Source organism: Hydrogenivirga okinawensis (assembly GCF_055385515.1).
On the sequence record NZ_AP042386.1, the window covers coordinates 924,679 to 946,488 of the forward strand.

The 21,810-nt window shown below is 48.1% G+C and carries 24 protein-coding genes and 1 tRNA gene; 6 read left to right on the plus strand and 19 right to left on the minus strand.

All coding sequences use genetic code 11. The features are described 5' to 3' along the window. Positions 1-4 precede the first annotated feature (4 nt). Genes ACZ483_RS05365 through ACZ483_RS05395 form a run of 7 tightly spaced genes read right to left on the minus strand, consistent with a single transcriptional unit; the run spans position 5 to position 7,298 of the window. The gene (locus ACZ483_RS05365; protein ID WP_464323162.1) at positions 5-304 is read right to left on the minus strand and encodes an FUN14 domain-containing protein; all 300 of its coding nucleotides are present in this window, start codon (positions 302-304) and stop codon (positions 5-7) included. A 2-nt stretch (positions 305-306) separates the two neighbouring features. After that, positions 307-1,137: an S-methyl-5'-thioadenosine phosphorylase gene (mtnP, locus tag ACZ483_RS05370; RefSeq protein WP_464323163.1), complete on the minus strand. Its 831-nt coding sequence runs from the start codon at positions 1,135-1,137 to the stop codon at positions 307-309. Between the two features lie 18 nt (positions 1,138-1,155). Beyond that, positions 1,156-2,457 carry a 3-isopropylmalate dehydratase large subunit gene (gene leuC / locus ACZ483_RS05375; RefSeq protein ID WP_464323164.1) on the minus strand — a complete coding sequence of 434 codons (1,302 nt, stop codon included), beginning with the start codon at positions 2,455-2,457 and terminating at the stop codon, positions 1,156-1,158. After that, positions 2,457-4,352, minus strand: coding sequence for an ATP-dependent zinc metalloprotease FtsH (gene ftsH, locus ACZ483_RS05380; protein WP_464323165.1), 1,896 nt, complete (start codon positions 4,350-4,352; stop codon positions 2,457-2,459). The genes leuC and ftsH overlap by 1 nt, the downstream gene beginning before the upstream one ends. Before the next feature lie 44 nt (positions 4,353-4,396). Continuing rightward, complete coding sequence (gene tilS, locus ACZ483_RS05385; protein ID WP_464323166.1) at positions 4,397-5,350, minus strand: tRNA lysidine(34) synthetase TilS; 954 nt, start codon at positions 5,348-5,350, stop codon at positions 4,397-4,399. Positions 5,351-5,354: 4 nt separating this feature from the next. After that, on the minus strand, positions 5,355-5,972 hold the full coding sequence (locus ACZ483_RS05390; protein ID WP_464323167.1) for a hypothetical protein: 618 nt from the start codon (positions 5,970-5,972) through the stop codon (positions 5,355-5,357). 24 nt (positions 5,973-5,996) lie between these two features. Further along, positions 5,997-7,298, minus strand: a complete 1,302-nt coding sequence (locus tag ACZ483_RS05395; protein ID WP_464323168.1) for a TrpB-like pyridoxal phosphate-dependent enzyme — start codon at positions 7,296-7,298, stop codon at positions 5,997-5,999. A 73-nt stretch (positions 7,299-7,371) separates the two neighbouring features. Between ACZ483_RS05395 and ACZ483_RS05400 the strand changes: the two genes are divergently transcribed. Both ACZ483_RS05400 and ACZ483_RS05405 read left to right on the plus strand, forming a co-directional pair. Further along, positions 7,372-8,595 (plus strand): bifunctional folylpolyglutamate synthase/dihydrofolate synthase, encoded by a 1,224-nt coding sequence (locus tag ACZ483_RS05400; RefSeq protein ID WP_464323169.1) that lies wholly within the window; start codon positions 7,372-7,374, stop codon positions 8,593-8,595. A gap of 15 nt (positions 8,596-8,610) precedes the next feature. Continuing rightward, positions 8,611-9,870 carry an EAL and HDOD domain-containing protein gene (locus ACZ483_RS05405; protein ID WP_464323170.1) on the plus strand — a complete coding sequence of 420 codons (1,260 nt, stop codon included), beginning with the start codon at positions 8,611-8,613 and terminating at the stop codon, positions 9,868-9,870. Here ACZ483_RS05405 and ccsB read toward each other — a convergent pair. The 8 genes from ccsB to rsmA form a co-directional block, all read right to left on the minus strand. Then, positions 9,860-10,795 carry a c-type cytochrome biogenesis protein CcsB gene (ccsB, locus tag ACZ483_RS05410; RefSeq protein ID WP_464323171.1) on the minus strand — a complete coding sequence of 312 codons (936 nt, stop codon included), beginning with the start codon at positions 10,793-10,795 and terminating at the stop codon, positions 9,860-9,862. The two genes, ACZ483_RS05405 and ccsB, sit on opposite strands and share 11 nt — an antisense overlap. 12 nt (positions 10,796-10,807) lie before the next feature. After that, positions 10,808-11,260 (minus strand): 50S ribosomal protein L9, encoded by a 453-nt coding sequence (gene rplI / locus ACZ483_RS05415; protein ID WP_464323172.1) that lies wholly within the window; start codon positions 11,258-11,260, stop codon positions 10,808-10,810. Positions 11,261-11,276: 16 nt separating this feature from the next. After that, a complete protein-coding gene (rpsR, locus tag ACZ483_RS05420; RefSeq protein ID WP_464323173.1) occupies positions 11,277-11,498 on the minus strand; it encodes a 30S ribosomal protein S18 in 222 nt (73 codons plus the stop codon). A 12-nt stretch (positions 11,499-11,510) separates the two neighbouring features. Beyond that, the gene (gene ssb, locus ACZ483_RS05425) at positions 11,511-11,963 is read right to left on the minus strand and encodes a single-stranded DNA-binding protein (protein ID WP_464323174.1); all 453 of its coding nucleotides are present in this window, start codon (positions 11,961-11,963) and stop codon (positions 11,511-11,513) included. Then, the gene (gene rpsF, locus ACZ483_RS05430; protein WP_464323175.1) at positions 11,953-12,294 is read right to left on the minus strand and encodes a 30S ribosomal protein S6; all 342 of its coding nucleotides are present in this window, start codon (positions 12,292-12,294) and stop codon (positions 11,953-11,955) included. The genes ssb and rpsF overlap by 11 nt, the downstream gene beginning before the upstream one ends. Positions 12,295-12,366: 72 nt before the next feature. Further along, positions 12,367-12,597, minus strand: coding sequence for a hypothetical protein (locus ACZ483_RS05435; RefSeq protein ID WP_464323176.1), 231 nt, complete (start codon positions 12,595-12,597; stop codon positions 12,367-12,369). A gap of 16 nt (positions 12,598-12,613) precedes the next feature. Further along, the gene (gene speE, locus ACZ483_RS05440; protein ID WP_464323177.1) at positions 12,614-13,456 is read right to left on the minus strand and encodes a polyamine aminopropyltransferase; all 843 of its coding nucleotides are present in this window, start codon (positions 13,454-13,456) and stop codon (positions 12,614-12,616) included. After that, a complete protein-coding gene (rsmA, locus tag ACZ483_RS05445) occupies positions 13,453-14,193 on the minus strand; it encodes a 16S rRNA (adenine(1518)-N(6)/adenine(1519)-N(6))-dimethyltransferase RsmA (RefSeq protein ID WP_464323178.1) in 741 nt (246 codons plus the stop codon). The genes speE and rsmA overlap by 4 nt, the downstream gene beginning before the upstream one ends. A 22-nt stretch (positions 14,194-14,215) precedes the next feature. Between rsmA and ACZ483_RS05450 the strand changes: the two genes are divergently transcribed. After that, entirely contained in the window at positions 14,216-15,649 is a 1,434-nt protein-coding gene (locus ACZ483_RS05450; RefSeq protein WP_464323179.1) for an acetyl-CoA carboxylase biotin carboxylase subunit, read from the plus strand. Here ACZ483_RS05450 and ACZ483_RS05455 read toward each other — a convergent pair. After that, the gene (locus ACZ483_RS05455; protein ID WP_464323180.1) at positions 15,637-16,413 is read right to left on the minus strand and encodes a hypothetical protein; all 777 of its coding nucleotides are present in this window, start codon (positions 16,411-16,413) and stop codon (positions 15,637-15,639) included. The two genes, ACZ483_RS05450 and ACZ483_RS05455, sit on opposite strands and share 13 nt — an antisense overlap. A gap of 115 nt (positions 16,414-16,528) precedes the next feature. Between ACZ483_RS05455 and ACZ483_RS05460 the strand changes: the two genes are divergently transcribed. Both ACZ483_RS05460 and ACZ483_RS05465 read left to right on the plus strand, forming a co-directional pair. After that, a complete protein-coding gene (locus ACZ483_RS05460) occupies positions 16,529-17,656 on the plus strand; it encodes a KamA family radical SAM protein (protein WP_464323181.1) in 1,128 nt (375 codons plus the stop codon). Positions 17,657-17,671: 15 nt separating this feature from the next. Next, on the plus strand, positions 17,672-18,163 hold the full coding sequence (locus ACZ483_RS05465; RefSeq protein ID WP_464323182.1) for a hypothetical protein: 492 nt from the start codon (positions 17,672-17,674) through the stop codon (positions 18,161-18,163). Between the two features lie 19 nt (positions 18,164-18,182). Here the strand turns inward: ACZ483_RS05465 and ACZ483_RS05470 are convergent, their stop codons facing one another. After that, positions 18,183-19,820 (minus strand): methyl-accepting chemotaxis protein, encoded by a 1,638-nt coding sequence (locus tag ACZ483_RS05470; RefSeq protein ID WP_464323183.1) that lies wholly within the window; start codon positions 19,818-19,820, stop codon positions 18,183-18,185. Positions 19,821-19,926: 106 nt separating this feature from the next. Between ACZ483_RS05470 and topA the strand changes: the two genes are divergently transcribed. Next, complete coding sequence (gene topA, locus ACZ483_RS05475) at positions 19,927-21,546, plus strand: type I DNA topoisomerase (RefSeq protein WP_464323184.1); 1,620 nt, start codon at positions 19,927-19,929, stop codon at positions 21,544-21,546. Here the strand turns inward: topA and ACZ483_RS05480 are convergent. Together ACZ483_RS05480 and ACZ483_RS05485 are read right to left on the minus strand one after the other, a co-directional pair. After that, positions 21,513-21,725, minus strand: coding sequence for a hypothetical protein (locus tag ACZ483_RS05480; RefSeq protein WP_464323185.1), 213 nt, complete (start codon positions 21,723-21,725; stop codon positions 21,513-21,515). The genes topA and ACZ483_RS05480 overlap by 34 nt on opposite strands. A gap of 12 nt (positions 21,726-21,737) precedes the next feature. Next, positions 21,738-21,810 (minus strand) — tRNA-Phe (locus ACZ483_RS05485).

The window sequence follows — 21,810 nt, forward strand, 5'->3', positions numbered from 1 at the left end:
AATATTATACTTTCATGCTTATGGCGAAGCCAACGGCAAAACCGCCACCGAAGGAAGCGGTCCTCACTATATTCTGAGCAAAGCTTTGAAAAGAAGAGAAGAACCCTCGCGCGAAGTTCTCCAGAGCAGTCCAGTTTACCGTTATTACACCGTTGTCGGCAAGCCAGATAAGGCTTAAGAGATAGAGTCCCAACACGAAAGCTAACAGCTTGAATACCCTCTTCAGCGTGAAGCCGACCAGAAAGCCTATAGCCCCACCGAAACCAAGCTCCTTGAGAGCCTCATTAGCCAAGAGATTTTCCAAACCTACACCTCCGCACCCTCGAGCACCTCTTCACAACGGCAACTTCTTTTTTCGATCTTTGCTATAAATAGCCTAAGCACATGTTTTATCTCTTCCTCTTTCTGTTTCATGAGCTCTATAACCTCGTCGCTTGTGAGTCTGTGCTTGGATATACCGGCAGCTGGATTGGCTACTACACAGAGGGAAGTGTAGCACATGGCAAGCTCCCTCGCCAGCACAACCTCGGGGTATCCGGTCATGCCTACGACGTCTGCTCCCAACTTCGCCAACATCTCTATCTCTGCTCTGCTCTCAAATCTCGGTCCCTCGGTACATGCGTAGACTCCTGCCCCATGGTGCCTAAGTCTCAGTTTCTCGAGAATACCGATAAGTGAAGATCTCATCTCCGGGCAGTAGGGTTCTGTTACGTCTATATGAACCACCTTGCCCTCATTCAGTAACTTGGCTACACTATCACTTCCTTTTACCCTCTTTGAAAACCTACCTTCGTAGTATGTGCTCTTCCTACTCTTAGTGAAATCCATAAAGTTGTCGATTACAACGAAGTCTCCCGGTCTGAAAAGTTTGTTTATGCTTCCCACAGCGGATATGGCGAGAACTCTGTCAACACCTATCTCTCTGAAAGCCCACAGGTTAGCTCTGTAAGGTACTAAGTGGGGTGGGAAGGAATGATCCCTGCCGTGTCTCGCAAGAAATGCGACCCTTTTACCTTCGAGTTCGCCTATGACTATGGAGGAGGAGGGTTTACCGAAGGGCGTCTCTATCTCCCTTTCCTCTAAAACCTTAAGGCCCTCCAGTTCGTATAATCCGCTCCCCCCTATTATTCCGAGCATGGAAGAATTATACAGGCTTCAGGAGACCTCTGCCAGCTCCTCCGCCTTCACCACCTCTTCGGGATGGGCTATCCTTCCGAGCACCGCGCTCGCGGCTACTACCGCCGGATTAGCTAAGTAGGATTCGGACTTGGGATGTCCCATCCTTCCGGGAAAGTTCCTGTTAGAGGTGGATATACATCTCTCACCCTCGGCGAGGACTCCCATATGACCGCCGAGACAGGGACCGCAGGTGGAGGTGGAGACCACGCAACCTGCCTCTATGAAGATATCTATCAATCCCTCGTGGAGAGCCTGATGGTAAACGTTCTTAGAGGCAGGAATGACTATACACCTGACGTAAGGGTGAACCTTCTTACCCTGCTTCATCGCCGCCTCAAAGACCTTCGCGGCTATCCTCAGATCCTCAAGCCTTCCGTTTGTGCAGGATCCTATGAAAGCCTGATCTATATTTATGTGAGTGGACTCCGTTACGGTGTGAACGTTGGAAGGCAGATAGGGCCACGCGACGAGAGGTTCTATCTTGCCCGCGTCCCACTCATAAACGGAGTGATACTCCGCATCGGGATCGCTCTGATAGACCTTCCACTCCTTCTGAGCTCTTTCTTTAACGTACTCTATCGTCTTCTCGTCGGGAGCTATTATCCCACTCTTACCTCCCGCCTCTATAGCCATGTTGGTTATGGTGAGCCTCTGCTCTATGGAAAGAGCCCTTATGGCCTCACCTTCAAACTCCATAGCCCTGTAGAGGGCACCGTCAACCCCTATCTGACCTATGGTGTGGAGTATAAGATCCTTCCCCATCACCCAGGGCTTGGGCTTTCCATAGAAGATGAACTTCATGGATTCTGGGACCCTGAGCCATATCTCACCCGTTGCCATAGCGTAGGCTATGTCCGTAGATCCAACTCCGGTTGCGAAGGCTCCTATGCCTCCGTAGGTGCAGGTGTGGGAGTCCGCACCGACCACCAGATCTCCGGGAACCACTATTCCCTTTTCGGGAAGGATTGTGTGCTCTATGCCTTCTCCCTCTTCAAAGAACCACTTGATACCGTGCTTCTTCGCGAAGTCCCTAACTATCTTAGCCTGCTCCGCGGACTTTATATCCTTTGCGGGAACGAAGTGGGAGAGAACGAGGGCTATCCTGTTAGGATCAAAGACCTCTTCAATCCCGTATTTCTCGAGGATCTTGATGGCGAGGGGTGCGGTAACGTCGTTCGCCATCGCGAGGTCAATCTTGGCTGTTATCAGGTCGCCGGGCCTTACCTCCTTCCTCCCGGCATGATCCGCAAGGATCTTCTCTGTAATGGTCATTCCCATCAGACTACCTCCTCCTGCTGTTTCTCAATCTCTTTCTTGGTATCTTCAAAGGTCTTCTCTTCCTTTCTGCACTGGTTCTTTACCTCAACGCCGTATAACTTCAAGGTCTCAACGAACTCCTCGCAGGTTATGGTCTCCTTCTCAAGGAGCTTCTTAACCACCGCCTTGAGCGGTTCTTTGTACATCTCTATAGTAGCTTTGGCGGTCTCGTAGGCTTCGGTGAGGATCTTCTTAACCTCTTCGTCTATCTCCCTCAGGAGTTCCTGACTTGTCTCTATGCTGTTGCTCATCCCTCCGAGGAAGGGGTTGGAAACCTTCCTTATGGCTAAGGGACCCACTCTGTCGCTCATTCCCCACATGGACACCATCCTGTAGGCGAGCTCCGTAGCCCTCTGGAGGTCGTTCTCCGCTCCGGTGGTTATCCCTTCCTTCCCGTAGAACACCTCTTCCGCCGCTCTACCTCCCATCATTATCAGTATCCTTCCGTAGAGATCCTTCTTGTCGTAAATGTGCCTGTCGTCTATCGGGAGCTGTTGGGTAACTCCAAGAGCCATACCCCTCGGAATTATGGAAACCTTGTGAACCGGATCGGCGTCCTCAGTCATAAATCCCATCAGGGCATGTCCCGCCTCGTGGTAGGCTATCTTCTCCTTCTCCTTAGGAGATATAGCCATTCCCTTCCTCTCGAGTCCCATCGTTATCCTGTCGATAGCCTCCTCAACCTCCTCCATGGAGATGATATCCTTTCCCTTCCTCGCGGCTAAGAGTGCCGCCTCGTTCAGTAGGTTCTCAAGATCGGCACCGGTAAATCCGGGGGTAGCGCGTGCTACGAGTTCAAGATCAACATCTTCGGCAAGCTTTTTGTTCTTGGCGTGAACCTTCAGGATCTCATACCTTCCCTTTACGTCCGGTCTGGGAATGAAGATCTGTCTGTCGAACCTTCCGGGTCTGAGGAGCGCTGGGTCGAGGATGTCCGGTCTGTTGGTAGCGGCGATCACGATGATACCTTCGGAGGTATCAAAGCCGTCCATCTCCACGAGGAGCTGGTTCAGGGTCTGCTCCCTCTCGTCGTGTCCTCCTCCAAGGTTCAGAGCTCCCCTCGTCCTTCCCACCGCGTCTATCTCGTCTATGAAGACTATGCAGGGTGCGTGCTTCTTTGCGGTCTCAAAGAGATCCCTCACCCTCGCAGCTCCAACGCCCACAAACATCTCGACGAAATCAGAGCCCGATATGGATATGAAGGGGACGTGAGCCTCACCGGCTATAGCTCTCGCCAACAGGGTTTTACCGACGCCGGGTTCTCCGTAGAGGAGTACTCCTTTGGGAGGTCTTCCTCCAAGCTTCTGAAACTTTATAGGATCTTTGAGATACTCGATTATCTCCTTTACCTCCTCCTTCACCTCCTCAATTCCCGCAACGTCCTCGAAGGTTACCTTGGGTTTTTCCTCTATGTAAACCTTAGCCCTGCTCTTTCCAAATGAGAAGGCTCTGCCCGGTCCGTTAGCCGGACCACCTCCGCTCATCTGCCTCATCAGAGCGATCCATATACCTATGAAGAGGAGTATAGGTAGCCAAGAGATGAAGAGATTTATGAGCCATCCGGTTCCCGCATCTCCCGCGTCCACCTCTACCCTGACTCCCTTCTTGACGAGGTCGTCCACCACGTTGGATCCGGGAGGTATGGCCGTCTCTATCCTCTGCCCGTCTTTGGTAACGGCAACCATAGTCCTGCCCTTTACCTGGACGGACTCCACCTTACCCTCATCTACGAGCTGAACGAAGCTATTGAGGGGAACCTTTGTAGCGAGTTCATGTCTCTGCTCGAATATGTTGAAGGCGACGATAGTAGCTCCGATTATAAGAACCCACACAAAAAAGCTCTTAAACATCTGCACGTCCTTTCCTCCTCAGGTGCGTCCGTAGAATTAGAAGATAGATTTTAAACGAGCTTTTTCAAGCAGATAAGACCTGCCTTCCTCACGATCCTTTTACCTTCACCGACGTTTACCTCTCCGCCCTTGCCAAGCAATCTCCTGACTTGCTCCACCTTAGAGAAGTTCACAAGACCGAAGAACTCCCTTATAACCCTCCTCTGGATAGCTACACTCTCCTTTTTAAGCTCTTTTGCGTCGAGGCAGCCGTCCCTTCTTACCTTTTCTATTACCTTCCTGGTCAGTTCCCTTAGGAGCCTGTCCTCCTCTTTCAATATCTCCCTCGTTCTCAGGAAGGTTTCCTCCAAGTTGGGGTTTACCTCCTTCAGGATCGGTATAACGGAGAGCCTTACTCTGTTTCTGAAAAAGCGGGGATCTCTGTTACTCGTGTCCTCTATCCATCGGAGATCTTTAGCTTTTGCGTAGGAAAGTATCTCTTCCCTCGTAGCCCTGTATAGGGGTCTTACCACGTCCCTCTCTCTGGGTTCAAAGCCGAGCAGTCCCTCGAGACCCGCTCCTCTAACGAGCCATATCAGAGCGGTCTCCACAAGATCGTTGAGATGATGGGCGGTCGCTATTAGGTCGAATCCTTCTCTATCTTTGACCTCCCTAAGGAAGGAGTACCTCCTCTCCCTCGCTATCTCCTCTAAGTTCCTCCCCTCCTCCTCGGCTATCCTTCCTACCTCTTCCCTGCCGACGAATATCTCGAGCCCAACACTCCGGGCAAACTCCTTACAGAACTCTTCCTCACTCTTAGCCTCTTCCCTCAGCATGTGGTTGAAGTGGGCGAGGGCGAGCCTGCCGAATTTAAAGAAATCCTTGAGTTCCAAAAGGGCGTATGTAAGGACTACGGAGTCCACTCCTCCCGAGAGAGCTATGAGAACCGAGGAGTGGGGGGGTATTATCTCCTCTTCCCTCTGGAGCCTAACGATCTTTCTTAAAAGTTTGCTTATTTCCTTCACAACTTTAGATTTTATTTAACTTCTCCTCAAGCCTCCTCTTAACCTCCTCGTAGTAGGGGTAGGCTATTCCCTCTCTCTTTATGAACTCCACCAGATCAAGGGCTTCCCTTACCTTTCCCTCTCTCTCCAGAAGATAGACGTAAACCTCGAAGGCGTTTATCTGGGGAAGCTCTCCGCCGGAGCGTTCCCTCAAAACATCCTTATAATCCGGATAGAGCTTTATGTCCTCTTCACAGTATCTCTTTATCTTCTCAAAGTCCTTTAGCTTCTGAGCCAAGAGTATAAGGTCGTTGAGAATCAGGTGAGCTTCCAAAGGTGTTCCTTCCATCTTGAGCGCCTCGTTGTAAAGCCACTCGGCGGTTTCGTAGTCTCCCTCGAGAAGGGCGGTTTGGGCTATGGTGGCTAAGAATGTCCTCTTAGTGTAGAGGGTTTTTTCTATCTCTCCGCTGTCAAAGTGCTTTGCCTTGTAAGGAAAGCTCAGGTTCTTTATGACCTTTATGGAGTAGTACTTCTTTACCCTCTTCTGATCCCTCGCGTCGAGGCTTTCGAACCAATCCCAGAGGTCGAGGGCTTTGAGAAGTCCGCCCTTTTCACGGAATATCTGGAAGACCTTTCCTATCACAGTGAGTATAATTTAGGTTCCCGATCAGGTATCCTCCAGCTCTCCCCTCAGGTACTTGTCGTAGGCGGAGAGGTCGAAGTATCCGTGTCCTGAGAGGTTAAATAGAATTACCTTCTCCTCTCCCGTCTCCTTGCACCTGAGAGCCTCGTCTATTGCTGCCTTTATAGCGTGGGAGGATTCGGGGGCGGGAACTATACCCTCAGTTCTTGCAAAGGTAACTGCAGCGTCGAAGACCTCCGTCTGCCTGTAGGCTACCGCGTCTATGTATCCGAGGTCGTAGAGCTTGCACACAAGTGGAGCATCTCCGTGGTATCTGAGACCTCCCGCGTGGATGGGTGGTGGGACGAAGTCGTGCCCGAGGGTGTACATCTTTATGAGGGGTGTGAGTCCGACGGTGTCGCCGAAGTCGTACCTGTACTCTCCCTTCGTGAGGGTGGGGCAGGCTTCGGGTTCAACTGCAAGAACCTTAAGGTCAGGTTTATCCCCCCTGAGCTTGTCTGCGAGGAAAGGGAAAGAGAGACCTGCAAAGTTAGAGCCTCCTCCGACCGCACCGATAACCACATCTGGGTAGAAACCCGCCTCCTCCATCTGTTTTTTAGCTTCCAAACCTATAACCGTCTGGTGAAGGAGGACGTGGTTGAGAACGCTTCCAAGAGAGTACTTGGTATCTTCCCTCGTTGCCGCCTCCTCTATGGCTTCACTTATTGCGATTCCAAGGCTTCCGGGGTGCTCCGGATCCTTCTCGTAGAACTGCTTGCCCGCGTTTGTGTACGGACTTGGAGAGGGTATTACCTCTCCCTTCCAGGTCTCCATAAGTATCCTTCTGTAGGGCTTCTGGTTGTAGCTGACCCTGACCATGTAAACCCTGCACTCTATATCGAAGAACTGGGTCGCGAAGGAAAGGGCACTTCCCCACTGACCAGCCCCTGTCTCGGTAGTTAATCTCTTTACCCCCGAAATCTTGTTGTAGTAAGCCTGAGCTACCGCCGTGTTGGGTTTGTGAGATCCCGGAGGTGATACGCTCTCGTTCTTGTAGAAGATTTTGGCGGGCGTTCCGAGGTACTCCTCAAGGTTTTTGGCTCTGTGAAGGGGCGTCGGTCTCCAGAGGGAGTATATGTCGAGAACCTCCTCCGGCATGTCTATCCACTCCTTATCGGACACCTCCTGCTCTATAAGGGGTTCGGGGAAGATGACGGCGAGCTTTTCAGGAGACACAGGTTCTTTAGTTTCCGGATCAAGGGGTGGTTCCAAAGGCTCGGGCAGTAGAGGGATTATGTTTAGCCACCTCTTAGGTATCTCTCCTTCGGGCAGTACATACTTCCTCACGCTCGCTCCTCCTGAAGTTTTCTAAAGGGAATTTTAACTTGAAAAGGTTCGGGTATGTTTTAATTTCTCTCCCATGAAACTCTGGGATCTTTACAAAGGGAAGGACTATCACATAGAGCCTACCCTCAACAGGATAAAAGAGGCCGCGGACTACGTCGGAAACCCCCAAAAGAGCTTTCCCTCTGTACTAGTCGGAGGGACTAACGGAAAAGGATCTACCTGCGCCTTCTTGGAAAGGATCTTAAGGGAACACGGCTTTAAAACAGGATGGTTCGTATCTCCCCATCTTGTAGAGGAGAGAGAGAGGTGGAGGATAAACGGCTCACTGATGCCAGAAGAAACCCTCGAGGATTACGTCAAGGATCTTAAGAAGGTATTCGAGAGGTTCGATCTCACCTACTTCGAGGCGGCTACACTTATAGCTCTCCTCTACTTCAAAGATCAAGGGGTGGACGTTGCGGTCATGGAGGTGGGGATGGGGGGAAGGTGGGACGCCACGAAGGTAAGTGAGGCGGTAGTCATAGGGATAACAAACGCGGAAAGGGATCACACAAGGTGGCTTGGGAAGAGCGTTGAGGAGATAGCGTGGGAAAAGCTACACCTTTACAGAAGGGGCATTCCTCTGGTTCTGGGAAGTTCCAGGTATCCCTTATATACAAAGGCTTTGGAAATGGGTTTGAACGGACTTATCTGTGCCGGGGAAGATTTTACGTACGGGAGCGAACTCATCGACGGGAGAACCTATCTAACCAGTTACAGGTTCAAGGATCTTCATATAGAAAAGGTCAGGCTCGGACTCTTAGGTAAGTGGCAGGCGGATAACGCAGCCATGGCTATAACTTTAGCAAGGCTCTTTACAGATCTGGATGTCAAGGTTGTAGTAAAAGCGCTCGAAAAAACAAGATGGGAGGGCAGGATGGAGATTCTAAGAGAGGATCCCCTTCTGGTTGTGGATGGGTCCCACAATCCCTACTCCGTAGGTAAGATCGCTAAGGAGGCTATCAGACTGTTCGGTGATGTGGACTTCGTCTTTACAGGACTTAAAGAGAAGGAATGGAAGCTATCTCTTAAGATACTCAGAAGGTTTACCGACAAAATAATACTTACGGAGATATCCCATCCCAGGGGAGAACCGATCAAGGAGCTTTACGAAGGTGCTAAGGTGTTCGGTTTCAAGAAGATAGACGTGCTTGAGAATCCTACGAGGGTTTTTTCTTTAGAAAACAGAGTGATAGCCCTCGGATCTTTATATCTCGTAGGAGAAATTAAAGGAGCTTTGGAAAAAACCGTTATATAAAATAGGACTTTAGATATGTATGCGGTTTTCAAACAACCCATATTCGACAGGGAAGGGAACGTAGCCTTCTATGAAGTTATGCTCAAAGATATAAGAACAAAAGAGTTTCCAAAGGATCTCGATCCCCTTAAAGCCACATCCATAACTATAAACATCGTCGCCGACATAGGTCCTGAGAAGATAGGGAATGGAAAACCCGTATTTATAAACGTTCCTTCCCTATTTTTAGAGGCAACTATGTTTGAACTTCTCCCCTCTGAGTTCGTGGGCATAGAACTTGTTGAAAACAAGAGCATAAGTGATGAACTTCTTAAGGCGGTAAACGAACTCGTGGACAGAGGCTTTATATTCTGCATCGACGACTTCGGTTTTGAAAAGGTAAACTACCTCCCCTTACTGAACAAGTGCCATATGGTAAAGATCAACTGGAGGGAGATGATCTACGGAGAAGAGGAACTGAGGGAGGTGATTGGAATTCTCAAAGAACTTAACAAGGGAATAATAGCAAAGCATATAGAGAATGAGAAAGATTACGACAGGGCAAAGAGGGCCGGAGTCGATTACTTCCAGGGGTTCTATCTGTCCAAACCTATACCCTTAAGAGATGTAAGGAGCCTTTACTTTATGAAGAGCACTGTCATAAAGCTTTACGAGTCCCTTAAAAAGAGAGATCTAAAGAAGGTAGCCGAAGTTATAGAGCACGATGTTGGTGCAACTTACAGGCTCCTGCGCTTTGTCAAATCCCTCTATAGGGAGAGAGCACAGGACATAAACTCGGTAGAAGATGCCATATCCCTCCTAAGTTTGAACAACGTCGCCAACTTCACCTTAGCGTTGGCTATCACAGAGCTCTTCGCTGCTCACGAGGAGGAGGAGCTTATAAAGAGATCTCTACTCAGGGCGAGCCTCGCCGAGGAGCTCGCTAAGATCTACGCCCCAGGTCTCGAGGAGAAGGCTTACATAACCGGACTTTTCTCCCTGACCGATGAGCTCATGGGAGAGCACCCCCAGGAGATAGCTAAGGAACTTGAACTTGATGAAGACATAGTTGAGGCGTACGAGACAAGATACAACGAACTTGGACTGATCTTATCGCTCGTAGAACTCCTCGAGGAGGATATGGATAACGAGGAAATAGTCGAAAAGGTGGCTAAGATGCTAAAGACTTCCAAAGATAAAGTGAAGAGAGCAATCAAAAATGCTAAAAAGATAACGGAAGAGATAACTGCCACAAGGTCGAGGAGAAAGAGAAGATCGAAGAAGACTACTCGGTAGCGTAGCTGTGGAGCCCTGGGAAGTATAGATTTATTGCAAAGAAGCAGATGAGCACCGTGATGAAACCGAAGATAACCATCCAGGCGACCCTCTTTCCTCTCCAGCCCATAAGCTGTCTCGCGTGGAGGTAAGCGCCGAAGAAGAGCCATACTATCAGAGACCAGACCTCCTTGGGATCCCAACTCCAGTATCCGCCCCAAGCCTCGTTAGCCCAAGCGGCACCCAGGATTATCGAGGCTGTCCATATCGGGAAGACTATAGCTATGGATTTGTAGGTTATCTCGTCAAGAACCTCCTTCGAGGGGAAGTACTTTTTTACAAAAGAGTTGTTTGCAAAGTGCTCCTTTATCAGGTAGGCGACCGCTCCCCCGAAAGCTACGGTGAAGCCGGCGTACCCTGTAAAGGCAGTTACAACGTGTAGGTAGAGCCAGTAGCTCCTGAGGGCTGGCATGAGGGGCTGAATCTCATGGGAAGCCTTAAAGATGGCGTAGGCAGAGGTGAAAAATATAACAGGAATGACGAAGGCACCTATGAGTTTGAAGCCGTATTTTCTCTCTATGATAAGATAAACTGCACCCGCTATAAAACTCCAGAAGGTAAGAGCCTCGAAGAGGTTGCTCCACGGAGGATGGAACACACCCATCTGATAGCTCTCAATCCCCCTCCTTATCATTCCAGTGAGGTTGAGGAGTAGCCCCAAAAAGAGAACTCCCGTTCCTATCCTCCCTAAGATGCTATCCCTTATCACGAGATAAGCGAGATAGATCAAGGAGGCGAGTCCGTAGGTCAGCATCGCGGATCTGTACCAGAAGGTGTTCTCGTAAGGGAGAAGAGAGAGACCTACCGCTATAGCAACACCAACGAGCACGAAAACAACGTCTATAGAAAACCCTACCTTTTTCTTTTCTACCGCGATCTCTTTCATGGCTTAAATAATTTAATCTTTCTCCTCGGGTTTGACATCCACCTTTATCTCCACGGACACCTCCCTGTGAAGCCTGATGGTAATTGGATAAACGCCTATCTCCCTTATAGGATGAGGGAAGACAACGTTCTTCCTCTCTATCTCTATACCTTTATCCCTCAAGGCGCTTACCACGTCGGTGGCGGTTACCGAGCCGAAGAGCTTGCCCGCCTCTCCCACGGGCTTTTTAATCTCAACGATGACACCTTCAAGCTTCTTGGCAAGCTCCCGAGCTTTCTTCTTTTCCCTCTCTAACTTCCTCTGCTTCTGTTTGAGGATCTCCTGAACGTGCTTTACGTTACCCTCGGTGGCGGGCAGGGCGTAACCCCTCGGTATGAGGTAGTTGTTGGCAAAGCCTCTCTTGACCTCTATTATGTCCCCGAAGAAACCGTACCCTTCCAAATCCCTCGTAAGGATTACCTTCATCTTTCTTTCCTCCTTATCAGACTACGACGTAGGGAAGAAGAGCGAGCTGACGCGCTCTCTTTATCTGAAGGGCGAGTCTGCGCTGGTGCTTGCTGCAGAGGTTCGTCTGCCTCCTCGACTTTATCCTCGCCCTCTCGGTCATGAACTGCCTGAGCTCCTCATAATTCTTGTAGTCAGGCTCCTTCTTGTTTTCACAGAAGTAACAGACCTTCTTCCTCGTAGGTCTCTTTATCGCCATCGCTTACCTCCTTCAAAATGGTATTTCGTCCTCATCATCGAAGGGCTTCTCCTCTCCGAGGGAGGACTTTAACTCCTCTTCGATCTTCTCTATCTCCTTCTCCTGAGAGGGAAGGACGTCCTCCTCTATCTCCTCCTCTATCTTGGGCTTTCTGATTATACGAACGGACTCGGCGACAACCCTTATCCTGCTCCTGCTCCTCCCTTCCTGATCCGTCCACCTCTCCTGAGCGAGCCTCCCTTCCACTACCACCATGTATCCCTTGGAGAGCCTTGTGGAAAGATCTTCGGCGAGCTTCCCGTAAGCCTTTATGTCGAAGAAGTGGCTCTCGTCCTTCCACTCTTCCCCTACTCTGTATCTCCTGTTCCAGGCTATGTTGAACTCGGTAACCGGACTCCCAGAGGGAAGGTACCTTATCACGGGATCACCGGTAAGCCTTCCTATGAGGAGAACCTTATTTAGCACCCTTTATCACCTCGCTCTCCTTGATCTGGAAGTTGAGCCACCTGATAACGTCCTCGTTTATCTTGAGCTGGAAGTCGAGTTCGTTGGGTAGCTGGGGATTATCGGTCTTGTACTGGATCAGAAAGTACCTGCCGTGGTTGAAGTTCTCTATCCTGTAGGCAAGGGTCTTCGTCCCCCAGTCCTGAAAGTGGAGTATCTCTCCGCCTTTGGACTCGATGAATTTCTTTACCTCCTCCGCCTTTTGCTTCACCTCTTCTTCCGTGAAGGTGGGCTTGAGAACGAAGACAGTCTCGTAAAACCTCGTGGTCTTGTAATGTCTGTGTCTTGGCATCTCCTTACCTCCTGGACTTTATGGTCCCCTCCTGTCCGGAGGGAACGAGGCGGATATTATGATACCATAACTTTATTTCAGAAGACCTAATACCTTGAACAGGAACTCTAAAGTGTTCTGGTTCAGAAAGATTATTAGAAAGATAACGACCAAGAACAGAATGGTAAGCTTCTTATCAAGGTAGGAGATCTTCAGATCCAGACAGTGTATTTCCTCTCTTAGATTTACCTCCGCGTTATGGAGTTTGTCCCTCAGTTCCCTTATCTCCTGCCAGATCTCCTTTTCTTCTTTTACGTCAGCCAAGTTTGATAATTTAGCTTCAGTATTTAAAGTTTCCACTGAGGATCTTTCCGTAAAAACTTTCAGGAAGGAAAGCGTATCGGTGCATCTCCTCAGAGTATATCTTGGTCTGAACCTTCACCTCCCTCGAAGGCTCCCTGACTGGATGTTTCTTAGAGGCTATGGAGTAGGTCCACCAGTATCCGGCGTATATTGGGACAACGGAGGTGTAGAGATCGACTATAGGGAAAACCTTTTGTAAGTTCTTCTGGATCCTGACCACCATGTCGAGGTGGTAGTGGATAGATTCCGTTTGGGCGGCAAAGATCCCGTCCTCCTTCAGTGCTCTGTGGACAAAGCGGAAGAACTCTTCCGTCGTCAGAACGTGGGCGAAGCCGACGGGATCGGTGGAGTCGACTATTATCACGTCGAACTCGTTCTCGTAGTCCTGTATGTACTTGTATCCGTCCTCGTTCACGACTATGGCTCTCGGATCGTCGAAGGAGCAGGAGAGGGTAGGGAAGAACTTCTTTGATACCTCTATGACCTCCCTGTCTATATCCACAAGAACCGCTCTCTTTACGTTCTCATGCTTGAGAACCTCCCTCAGTGTTCCTCCATCGCCTCCGCCTATGATGAGAACGTCCTCGGGATTGGGATGGGCGTGCATGGGAACGTGGGCTAAGTACTCGTGATACATGAACTCGTACTTCTCATCGAGCTGAACTACCCCGTCGAGAACGAGGAGCCTGCCGAACTCTGGAGACTCTAAGACCAAGATCTCTTGATACTCGCTCTTCCCCTCGTAAAGCACCTTGCTGACAGCATAACAGTGCCTTATTGGAGCGTAGGGGTCCCTTTCGATAAAAAAGACATCTCTCATCTTCTTCCCTCATAGACATTATACAGTCTTAAGAAATCTTCAAGGGAAAGTTGCTCTACCCTGAGCTTAGGATCAATTCCCGCCTCTCTGAGGATATCCTCTCCGAGCTTCTTCTTGAGCATCTTCCTCCTCTGGGAGAATATCTTGACGAGAAAGGCCTTGTATCTCTCCATATCTACATCTGGCTGAACTCCCTTCCTAAGGATCCTTATTACTCCGGACTCTACCTTGGGAGGTGGGATAAAAAACCTCGGAGGAACACTCATAAGATACTCCGTATCGTAAAAGGTTCTGAGGAACACGGTGAGCCATCCTATCTCTCCCTTTCCTACGAGCTTCAGAGCCACCTCCTTCTGGAACATGAAGACACCTATCGGTATGCACTCCTTGTGTCTGACAACGTTCTCAATTATCAAAGAGGCTACGTTGTAGGGGAGGTTCCCTACGACCTTAAGTTCCTTCCCGAGAGAGCAAAACTCGAAGTCCGCAGCGTCCGCCTGAAGGATATCGAGCCTCCTATCCTCTATCTTTTTAAGTCTTTCTACCATTTCAGGATCGAGCTCGAGAACGTAAAGCTTCCTCAAAGGGAACTTCAGGAGAACCCTCGTCAGGTTTCCTGTTCCGCCACCTATTTCAATCACGCTGTCTCCTTCCTCTATGCCAAGGCTCCCAGCTATCTTTTCTAAAACGCCTTCAGAAACTAAGAGGTGCTGACCGTAGGACTTTTTAAGCCTCACAGTAGGCATTATAATTACTCAAATGTTCAGAAAGGTTTTAATAGCTAACAGAGGTGAGGTAGCCCTAAGAATAATAAGGGCTTGTAAGGAGCTTGGGATAAGGACAGTAGCCATTTACTCCGAAGCAGACGTAAGGTCCCTCTACGTCAAGAAGGCTGACGAAGCCTATATGATACCAGGAGATCCCATAAGGGCGTACTTAGACTACGTGAGGATCGTCGATCTCGCGAGGCAGGTGGGAGCACAGGCTATCCACCCAGGATACGGGTTCCTCGCGGAGAACGCCGACTTTGCAAGGTACTGTCAGAGAAGGGGAATCACCTTCATTGGACCGACGCCTGAGCAGATAGAGATGTTCGGGGACAAGGTGAAAGCCAAAAAGGTCATGTCCGAAGCAGGTCTCCCTGTAGTTCCCGGAACGACAGAACCGATCAGGGATGTAGATGAGGCTCTCGGAATAGCCAAGGATATAGGATTCCCCGTGATACTCAAAGCTGCCTTCGGAGGGGGCGGAAGGGGAATGAGGGTCGTTAGAACTGAGGAGGAGCTAAAGCCCGCCTTCGAGTCAGCCTACAGGGAAGCTGAAACCTTCTTTGGGAAAGGGGACCTATTCATAGAAAAGTATCTTGAAAATCCAAAACACATCGAAGTTCAGGTCTTAGGTGATAAGTACGGGAACATAATCCATCTGGGGGAAAGGGACTGCTCCATACAGAGGAGACACCAGAAGCTTATAGAGATAGCTCCCTCGCCCGCTCTCCCTAAGGATCTGAGGATGAAGATACTGGGTAACGCTGTCAAATCGCTGATGAAGGTGGGATACGAGAACGCTGGAACATTGGAATTCCTTGTGGATACCAAGACAGGAGAGTTCTACTTCATAGAGATGAACACAAGACTTCAGGTGGAGCACACTATAACGGAGACGATAACGGGGATAGATATAGTCGAGGTTATGATAAGGATAGCGGCGGGAGAGCCACTGCCCTTTTTACAGAGCGACATAACTTTCAGAGGATACGCGATAGAGTTCAGGATAAACGCCGAAGATCCTAAGAAGAACTTCGCACCCGCACCGGGGAAGATAACCGCCTACTACTCTCCCGGCGGTCCCGGAGTGAGAATAGACGCCGGTGTGTATAAGGACTACATAATCCCGCCTTTCTACGACTCTATGATAGCCAAAATGACCGTGTGGGCTCTGGCGTGGGAAAAGGCTGTGGCGAGAGCGAGGAGAGCACTGGACGAGTTCATAGTAAGGGGCGTTCCCACCAACATTCCCCTCTATAGGGAGATGGTCAGAGATCCTGACTTCCTTGCCGGAGACTTCGGCGTGAGGTATCTGGAGGAGAAGATAGCGAGGGGCGAGTACGACTTCGAGGTCGAGGGAGAGGTGGATAAGGAGGATATAGTCTTAGCCATTTCCGCCGCGATAGCCGCTCACTACGGCTTGTAAATTAGAATTGCTGGCTCGCTCTTCACTCCAAACTTGTTTACCGAGATTATCTCATATCTCGTCAACTTCTTCGGCTCCTCGTCCACAAAGATGTTCTGAATTATAGGCTTGGGAGTCAGAAGTTTTCCGTTCCTGTAAACAAGGTATCCCTCAACGTTCTCCTGCATAGACCAGTAGATGTATATCTTTCCTCCTCTCTTCACGTAGCTTACCTCTTTAGGCTTCTGAGATTTGGGAGGGATCTTTGGAGGGACTTCTACAACGAGGGGCTCGCTCTCCACAGGACCTTTAACTTCCGTTATAGCGTACCTTCTCGTAGAGTACTCTCTTGGCAGGAAAACCTCCGATCCTTCGAACTCCTTTATCGGCTTAGGTACTAACCTGTCTGTGTAGGGGTAGATCCTATACCTGCCCGACCTTCTGAATCGAAGGATGAGCCTGTCCTCTTCGAGAAGAAGCTCAGCCTTGGGCCTGTAGGTGTAAGCTTCCTCCACGCAGACGTTTCTTTCTCTACCGTTCTCTTTCCAGACTCTAAAGCAGAAGTTTTTCTCCTCTACCCTGTACATGAAGTTCCCTTGCCTGTAAAAACCCTCTGCACGAACACCTTTTTCCTTAGGTATCAGATAAACGTAAGTTCCTATCCTCCGTAGATCAAATTCAGGTAAAGGTAGAGGTTTTGGATCCTTTTTTATTCCGCAGGTGTAAATCAAACAGAGATTTAAAAGCAGAAAAGGAAATTTCAAAAATCTATCCACCATTTTCAAATAAAATTATACTTCCTTGTTAAAAATCAGTGCTCCTGACTTGACAATATAGGTTTTTGAACTAAAATAAATGACCGCAACTCGAGGCAAAATCTCTTAAATGGAGGTGGGTAGTATGAAAAGGAAAGTGAAATACATTACCAAGCTTGAATTTATAGATAAACTTGAGGAAAAAGAAAAGCAAGAGCTAAAAGAAGTGACTGAAAAGTTCGCTTTCAGGACGAACGATTACTATAATTCGCTAATAAATTGGGAAGATCCCGAGGATCCTATAAGAAGAATAGTAATCCCTACTACAGAAGAGCTCGAAGTCTGGGGAAAGCTGGACGCCTCTAACGAGAGCAAGTACATGAAGGTTCACGGACTCGAGCACAAGTATCCTGACACCGCCCTCCTGCTCGTGACGGACGTCTGCGGTATCTACTGCCGTTTCTGCTTCAGGAAGAGGCTCTTCATGAACGACAACGACGAAGTGGCGAGGGACGTCTCGGAGGGACTTGAGTACATAAGGAACCACCCCGAGGTTAATAACGTCCTACTCACGGGAGGAGACCCTCTCGTTTTAGCCACTTTCAAGCTCGAGAAGATTCTTAAGGCTCTCGCCGAGATACCCCACGTGAGGATAGTGAGAATAGGCTCCAAGATGTTAGCGGTTAATCCCTTCAGAGTTATCGACGATCCCGAGCTACTTGAGCTCTTCGAGTGGTTCAATACGGAAACCGGCAAGAAGCTTTACCTTATGAACCACTTCAACCATCCGAGGGAACTGACTCCGGAGGCGAGGAAGGCTGTCGAGCTCGTTCAGAAGACGGGGACAACGCTCACAAACCAGACGCCTATACTTAGAGGGATAAACGACAGTCCAGAGGTACTAAGAGAGCTCCTGGAGGAACTCTCCTTCATAGGAGTTCCCCCCTACTACGTCTTCCAGTGCAGACCCACGGCGGGTAACAAGACCTACTCCACAAGGATAGAGGAGACCATCGACCTTGTGGAAACGGTCAGGGCAAAGATGTCTGGTCTCGCAGCGAGGGTCAGATATGTGATGTCCCATGAGACCGGAAAGATAGAGATACTCGGAAGGACCGAGGAACTCGTCTTCTTCAGATACCACAGAGCTGCCGATCCAGAAAACGCCGGAAAGTTCATGATATACAGAAGGAACCCTGAGGCCCACTGGTTCGACGATTACACGGAGCTCGTGGACGAGTACAAGGTTGAAATCGAAGAGGAGTACGTATAAATTCCTTAATCAGTTATGGATGTATCCCCCCACTACGTGCTTTTAGCCAAGTTGGAGGAGGAGATAGGTTTTCAGAGGAAGCTGATAAACACCTTTCTCTTTGCCCAAGAGAAGATAACCCCCGAGCTTACTCTAAAGAGCGTGGACATACTCAGGAGGATGATACAGAGCTTCCGGCTCATAGCCTTACTGCTCGATGAGTTCGAATCTATAACCGATAGATACGTGAAGGAGCAGGCTCTCCTCCTGAGTTCCGAGAGCCTCTCCCTATCGTCCCTTCTTCTACCCGCTATAGAACAGATCTCTCCCCTCTTTCTGGAGAGTATGTTCGTTTACGAGGAACCTATACTGGAGAGGATAGAGGCTGTTTCCGAATTTATAGAGAACTCCCTTCAGGACTATGAAGAGCTCGCCACCGATGAGATAGCCCAGACCATAGAGGACATAATGAAGACCCTTGAGTACCATATAAAGGTGGGGGAGAGGGCACTTGGAAAAATTATCTAAATAAAGCAACTTTCTAACGCTAATTAGTTGTAGTAAATTTATCCAACTTCCTATTTAGATCCACAGTTATATTCCTGAGTTGTTCTGTTGCCGCTGCAATTTCTTCTACACTTTTCGCGTTTGCTTCAGCTAACAGATCTATCTCTTTAATTTGATTTATAACCTTTTCCATAGCAGCTTTATTTTCTATAAATCCATGAACAATGTCTTCGTAAGATTCATTTGCCGTGTGTATAGATCTACTCATTACTTCAAATTTATTGACAACCTCTTGAGAAAATTTAGAAAGTTCCATTATAGCTTCAGAATTTTTTCTCATCTGGTCAGCTATTTGTGAAACAGAAACAACCATAGTATTAAGAATCTCTTCTATGTTCGAAAGAGAATTCTGTATCTTCTGGGCTAATTTTCTTACCTCCTCAGCTACAACCGCAAATCCCCTTCCGCTTTCCCCCGCTCTTGCTGCTTCTATAGCAGCATTAAGGGCCAGTATATTTGTTTGCTCCGCTATATCAGCTATTATTTTTACAATAGATCCAACTTCTTTTGAATGATCTTCAAGTCTTTCAATCCTTTTTGCAAGGTCTAATTCATTCTTAGCAATGAGTTTTACCTTTTCTCCTACTTCATCCATTTTATCTTTAGTCTCTATAAGCTCTCTGTTAGCGTTCTCTATCAATTCCTTTGCATTTACTATTCCTTCCGTAATCTCGTTAATCCTATTTATAGTTGCTTCTCCTTCGCCTTTAATAACTTGAACTGACTTTGCCATCTCTTCCACGTTGTTACTTACATGATGCGCCGTTGTAGCAAGTTCATCGGAGATGTTTGAGTTTTCATTTGCCACCTGCTTTGCTTCCTTAATAGCTGAATTTAAACTCTCAAGAGCTTCATTCAACATAGATAACGTTTGTCCAAATTCATCTTTTGAATTATATTTAGTTTTGATTGTTAAACTCCCTTGTGATAAGGTTTTCATTGAGGATTGTATTTCGGAAAGAGGAGTTCTGATAGATTTCAAAAGATTGAAAGCGAGGATAGCGGAAAGCAGTACAATAGTTATTATAACGGTCCACGTGGTATTTATTACATTAGAATATATCTTATTGGCGTTTCTATATCTCTTGTGTGCTCTTTTTTCTTGGTATTCTATCAAGGCATTTAGATTATCCCTTGCTTCCCTAAATACGGGTAATGCTTTTTTAAAGAAGATTTCATCAGCTTTAACCCCCCCTCCTATCTCTTTTTTTACTGCAGGAATGACCTCATCTTTAACAATTTTTGCAAAAATCTGCCATTTTTCCTCGAAATTTTTTAAATAGTTTTCCTCTTCTTTACTAAGTCTTGTAGATTTATATCTTGATATTTCCTCAATAACTCTCTTTTCTTGTTCTTCAAGATGTTCAAGATGTCTATATGCATCCTTATCGCCTGCTTCAAGGATATACCTTAAGGTTCTATCACGGAATCTATACATAGCCCCTTTCACACTATTCAGAGCTATTAATGGTTTTAGCTCCTGCGTATAAAGGTTTACAACTCTTTTATTAATGCTACTGCTGCTCTTCAGGCTAAAAATTCCAAGGAAAATTATCCCGGCAATAATTATACCCATGGTAAATCCTATTTTCCAGGATGTAGGCATGTTCTTTATCATGGCGATGCCCTCCGCGAATAATATCTATCTATCTTCTAATTTCGTCTATTTACTGATGGATTTTAATACTCTACCTTAAGATATGGAAACATTTAAAATCATCCAAATGAACCTCTTTGTTGTTGAATCGCCCACCAAGGCTAAGACCATACAGAGATACCTCGGAAAGGGCTTCGTTGTCAGGGCTACCTTCGGTCATATAAAGGATCTACCTCCTAAGGAGCTCGGAGTAGATGAGGAGACCTTAAAGGCTAAGTACGTCTTCATAAGGGGAAAGAAGAAGGTCGTGGACAATCTCAAGAAGCTTGCAAAGAAGTCGGAGGTAGTTTACATAGGAACTGATCCGGACAGGGAGGGAGAGGCGATAGCCTACTTCCTCAAGCGGGAGATTATAAAAGCCAACAGGAACGTAAAGAGATCCGTCTTCTACGAGATAACCCCGTCCGCTATAAGGAGGAGCGTAGAGGAGGCGGGCGATGTAAACATGAACATGGTTCACTCCCAGTTCGCCCGGAGGATCTTGGACAGACTGATAGGATACAAGATCTCCCCCATCCTCTGGAGAAACTTTAGGAACAGGAAACTCTCCGCGGGGAGGGTTCAGTCCCCTGCCCTCAGGTTGATAGTTGAGAGGGAGAGGGAGATAGAGAGCTTCAAGGTAAAGAAGTATTACTACGTGAAGGCGGTTCTGGAGAAGGACGGAGAGACCTTTGAGGCAATATACGACTACAGGTATGAAAACCCCTCCGATGCCAAGATAGTGGCGGAAAGGATTAAAGACGGACTCTTCGTAGTTCAGAAAGTTGAGAGAAAGGAGGAAAAGGTCGCCCCTCCCAAGCCCTTCATAACCTCCTCCCTCCAGAGCGAGGCGAACGCAAAGTTAGGCTTCCCGACGGAGAAAACCCAGTTTATAGCCCAGAAGCTTTACGAAGAGGGCTTTATCACCTATCCGAGGACCGATAGCCACAGGATGAACGCTAAGATCGCCAAGGAGTTCATAAAGTACATAGAAAAAAGCTTCGGTAAGGAATACGTCGGCAGGATAAGGAAGTTCAAGGAAAAGCCCACCTCTCAGGGAGCCCACGAGTGTATAAGACCTACAAAACTCAGGGAAAGCCTGAACGTCTCCGGAGACTTTCGTAGGCTCTACGATCTCATATTTTCAAGGACCTTGGCAAGTCTGATGGCGGATATGAATGTTGAAAGGTCAAAGGTTAGCATAGAGGTCTCTTCTCCCGAATTGAGAAGATCCATCACGATGTTGGCTAAGGGTCTGAGGATAACCTTTCAAGGATGGTCGCGAGTCTATCCCTCGGAAATCAAAGAGGAAAAGCTCCCGGAACTAAAGGAAGGGGACATACTTAAACTCAGGAGGGTTTACATAGAGGAAAAGAAGACCCAACCCCCTCCGAGATACACGGAGGGAACTCTCGTTAAGACCTTAGAAAAGCTCGGCATAGGACGACCCTCCACCTACGCCACGATAGTGAAAACCCTAAAGGAGAGAGGATACGTAAAGGTTCAGAGGAAGGCTCTGAGACCAACCAAGATAGCCTTTGAGGTTGTTGACTTTCTTGTGGAGAACTTCCCCGTTCTCATGGACTACGATTTTACAGCTAAGATGGAGAGAGCCTTGGACGAGATAGAGGAAGGAAAGAGGGATTGGAAGTTAGTCGTCAGGGAGTTCTTTTCTCAGGTTTTCTTCTCTACACCAAGTACCCTGTAAAGCAGCTCCTCTATATGGGAAAGTCTCTCGTTAATTTCCTTTTTCATGTCCCTTATATCTTCCTCCACCCTGTCTATCCTCTTACTGAGCTCGTCTATACGCTTGTTTATAAGGAACATGAAGATACCCATGAATCCTGCCACCCCGAAGATTACGGTTATTACCTGCTCCCAACCCATGGGTTTAATATATGGCCCAGGGCGGAATCGAACCGCCGACACCCCGGTTTTCAGCCGGGTGCTCTACCAACTGAGCTACCGGGCC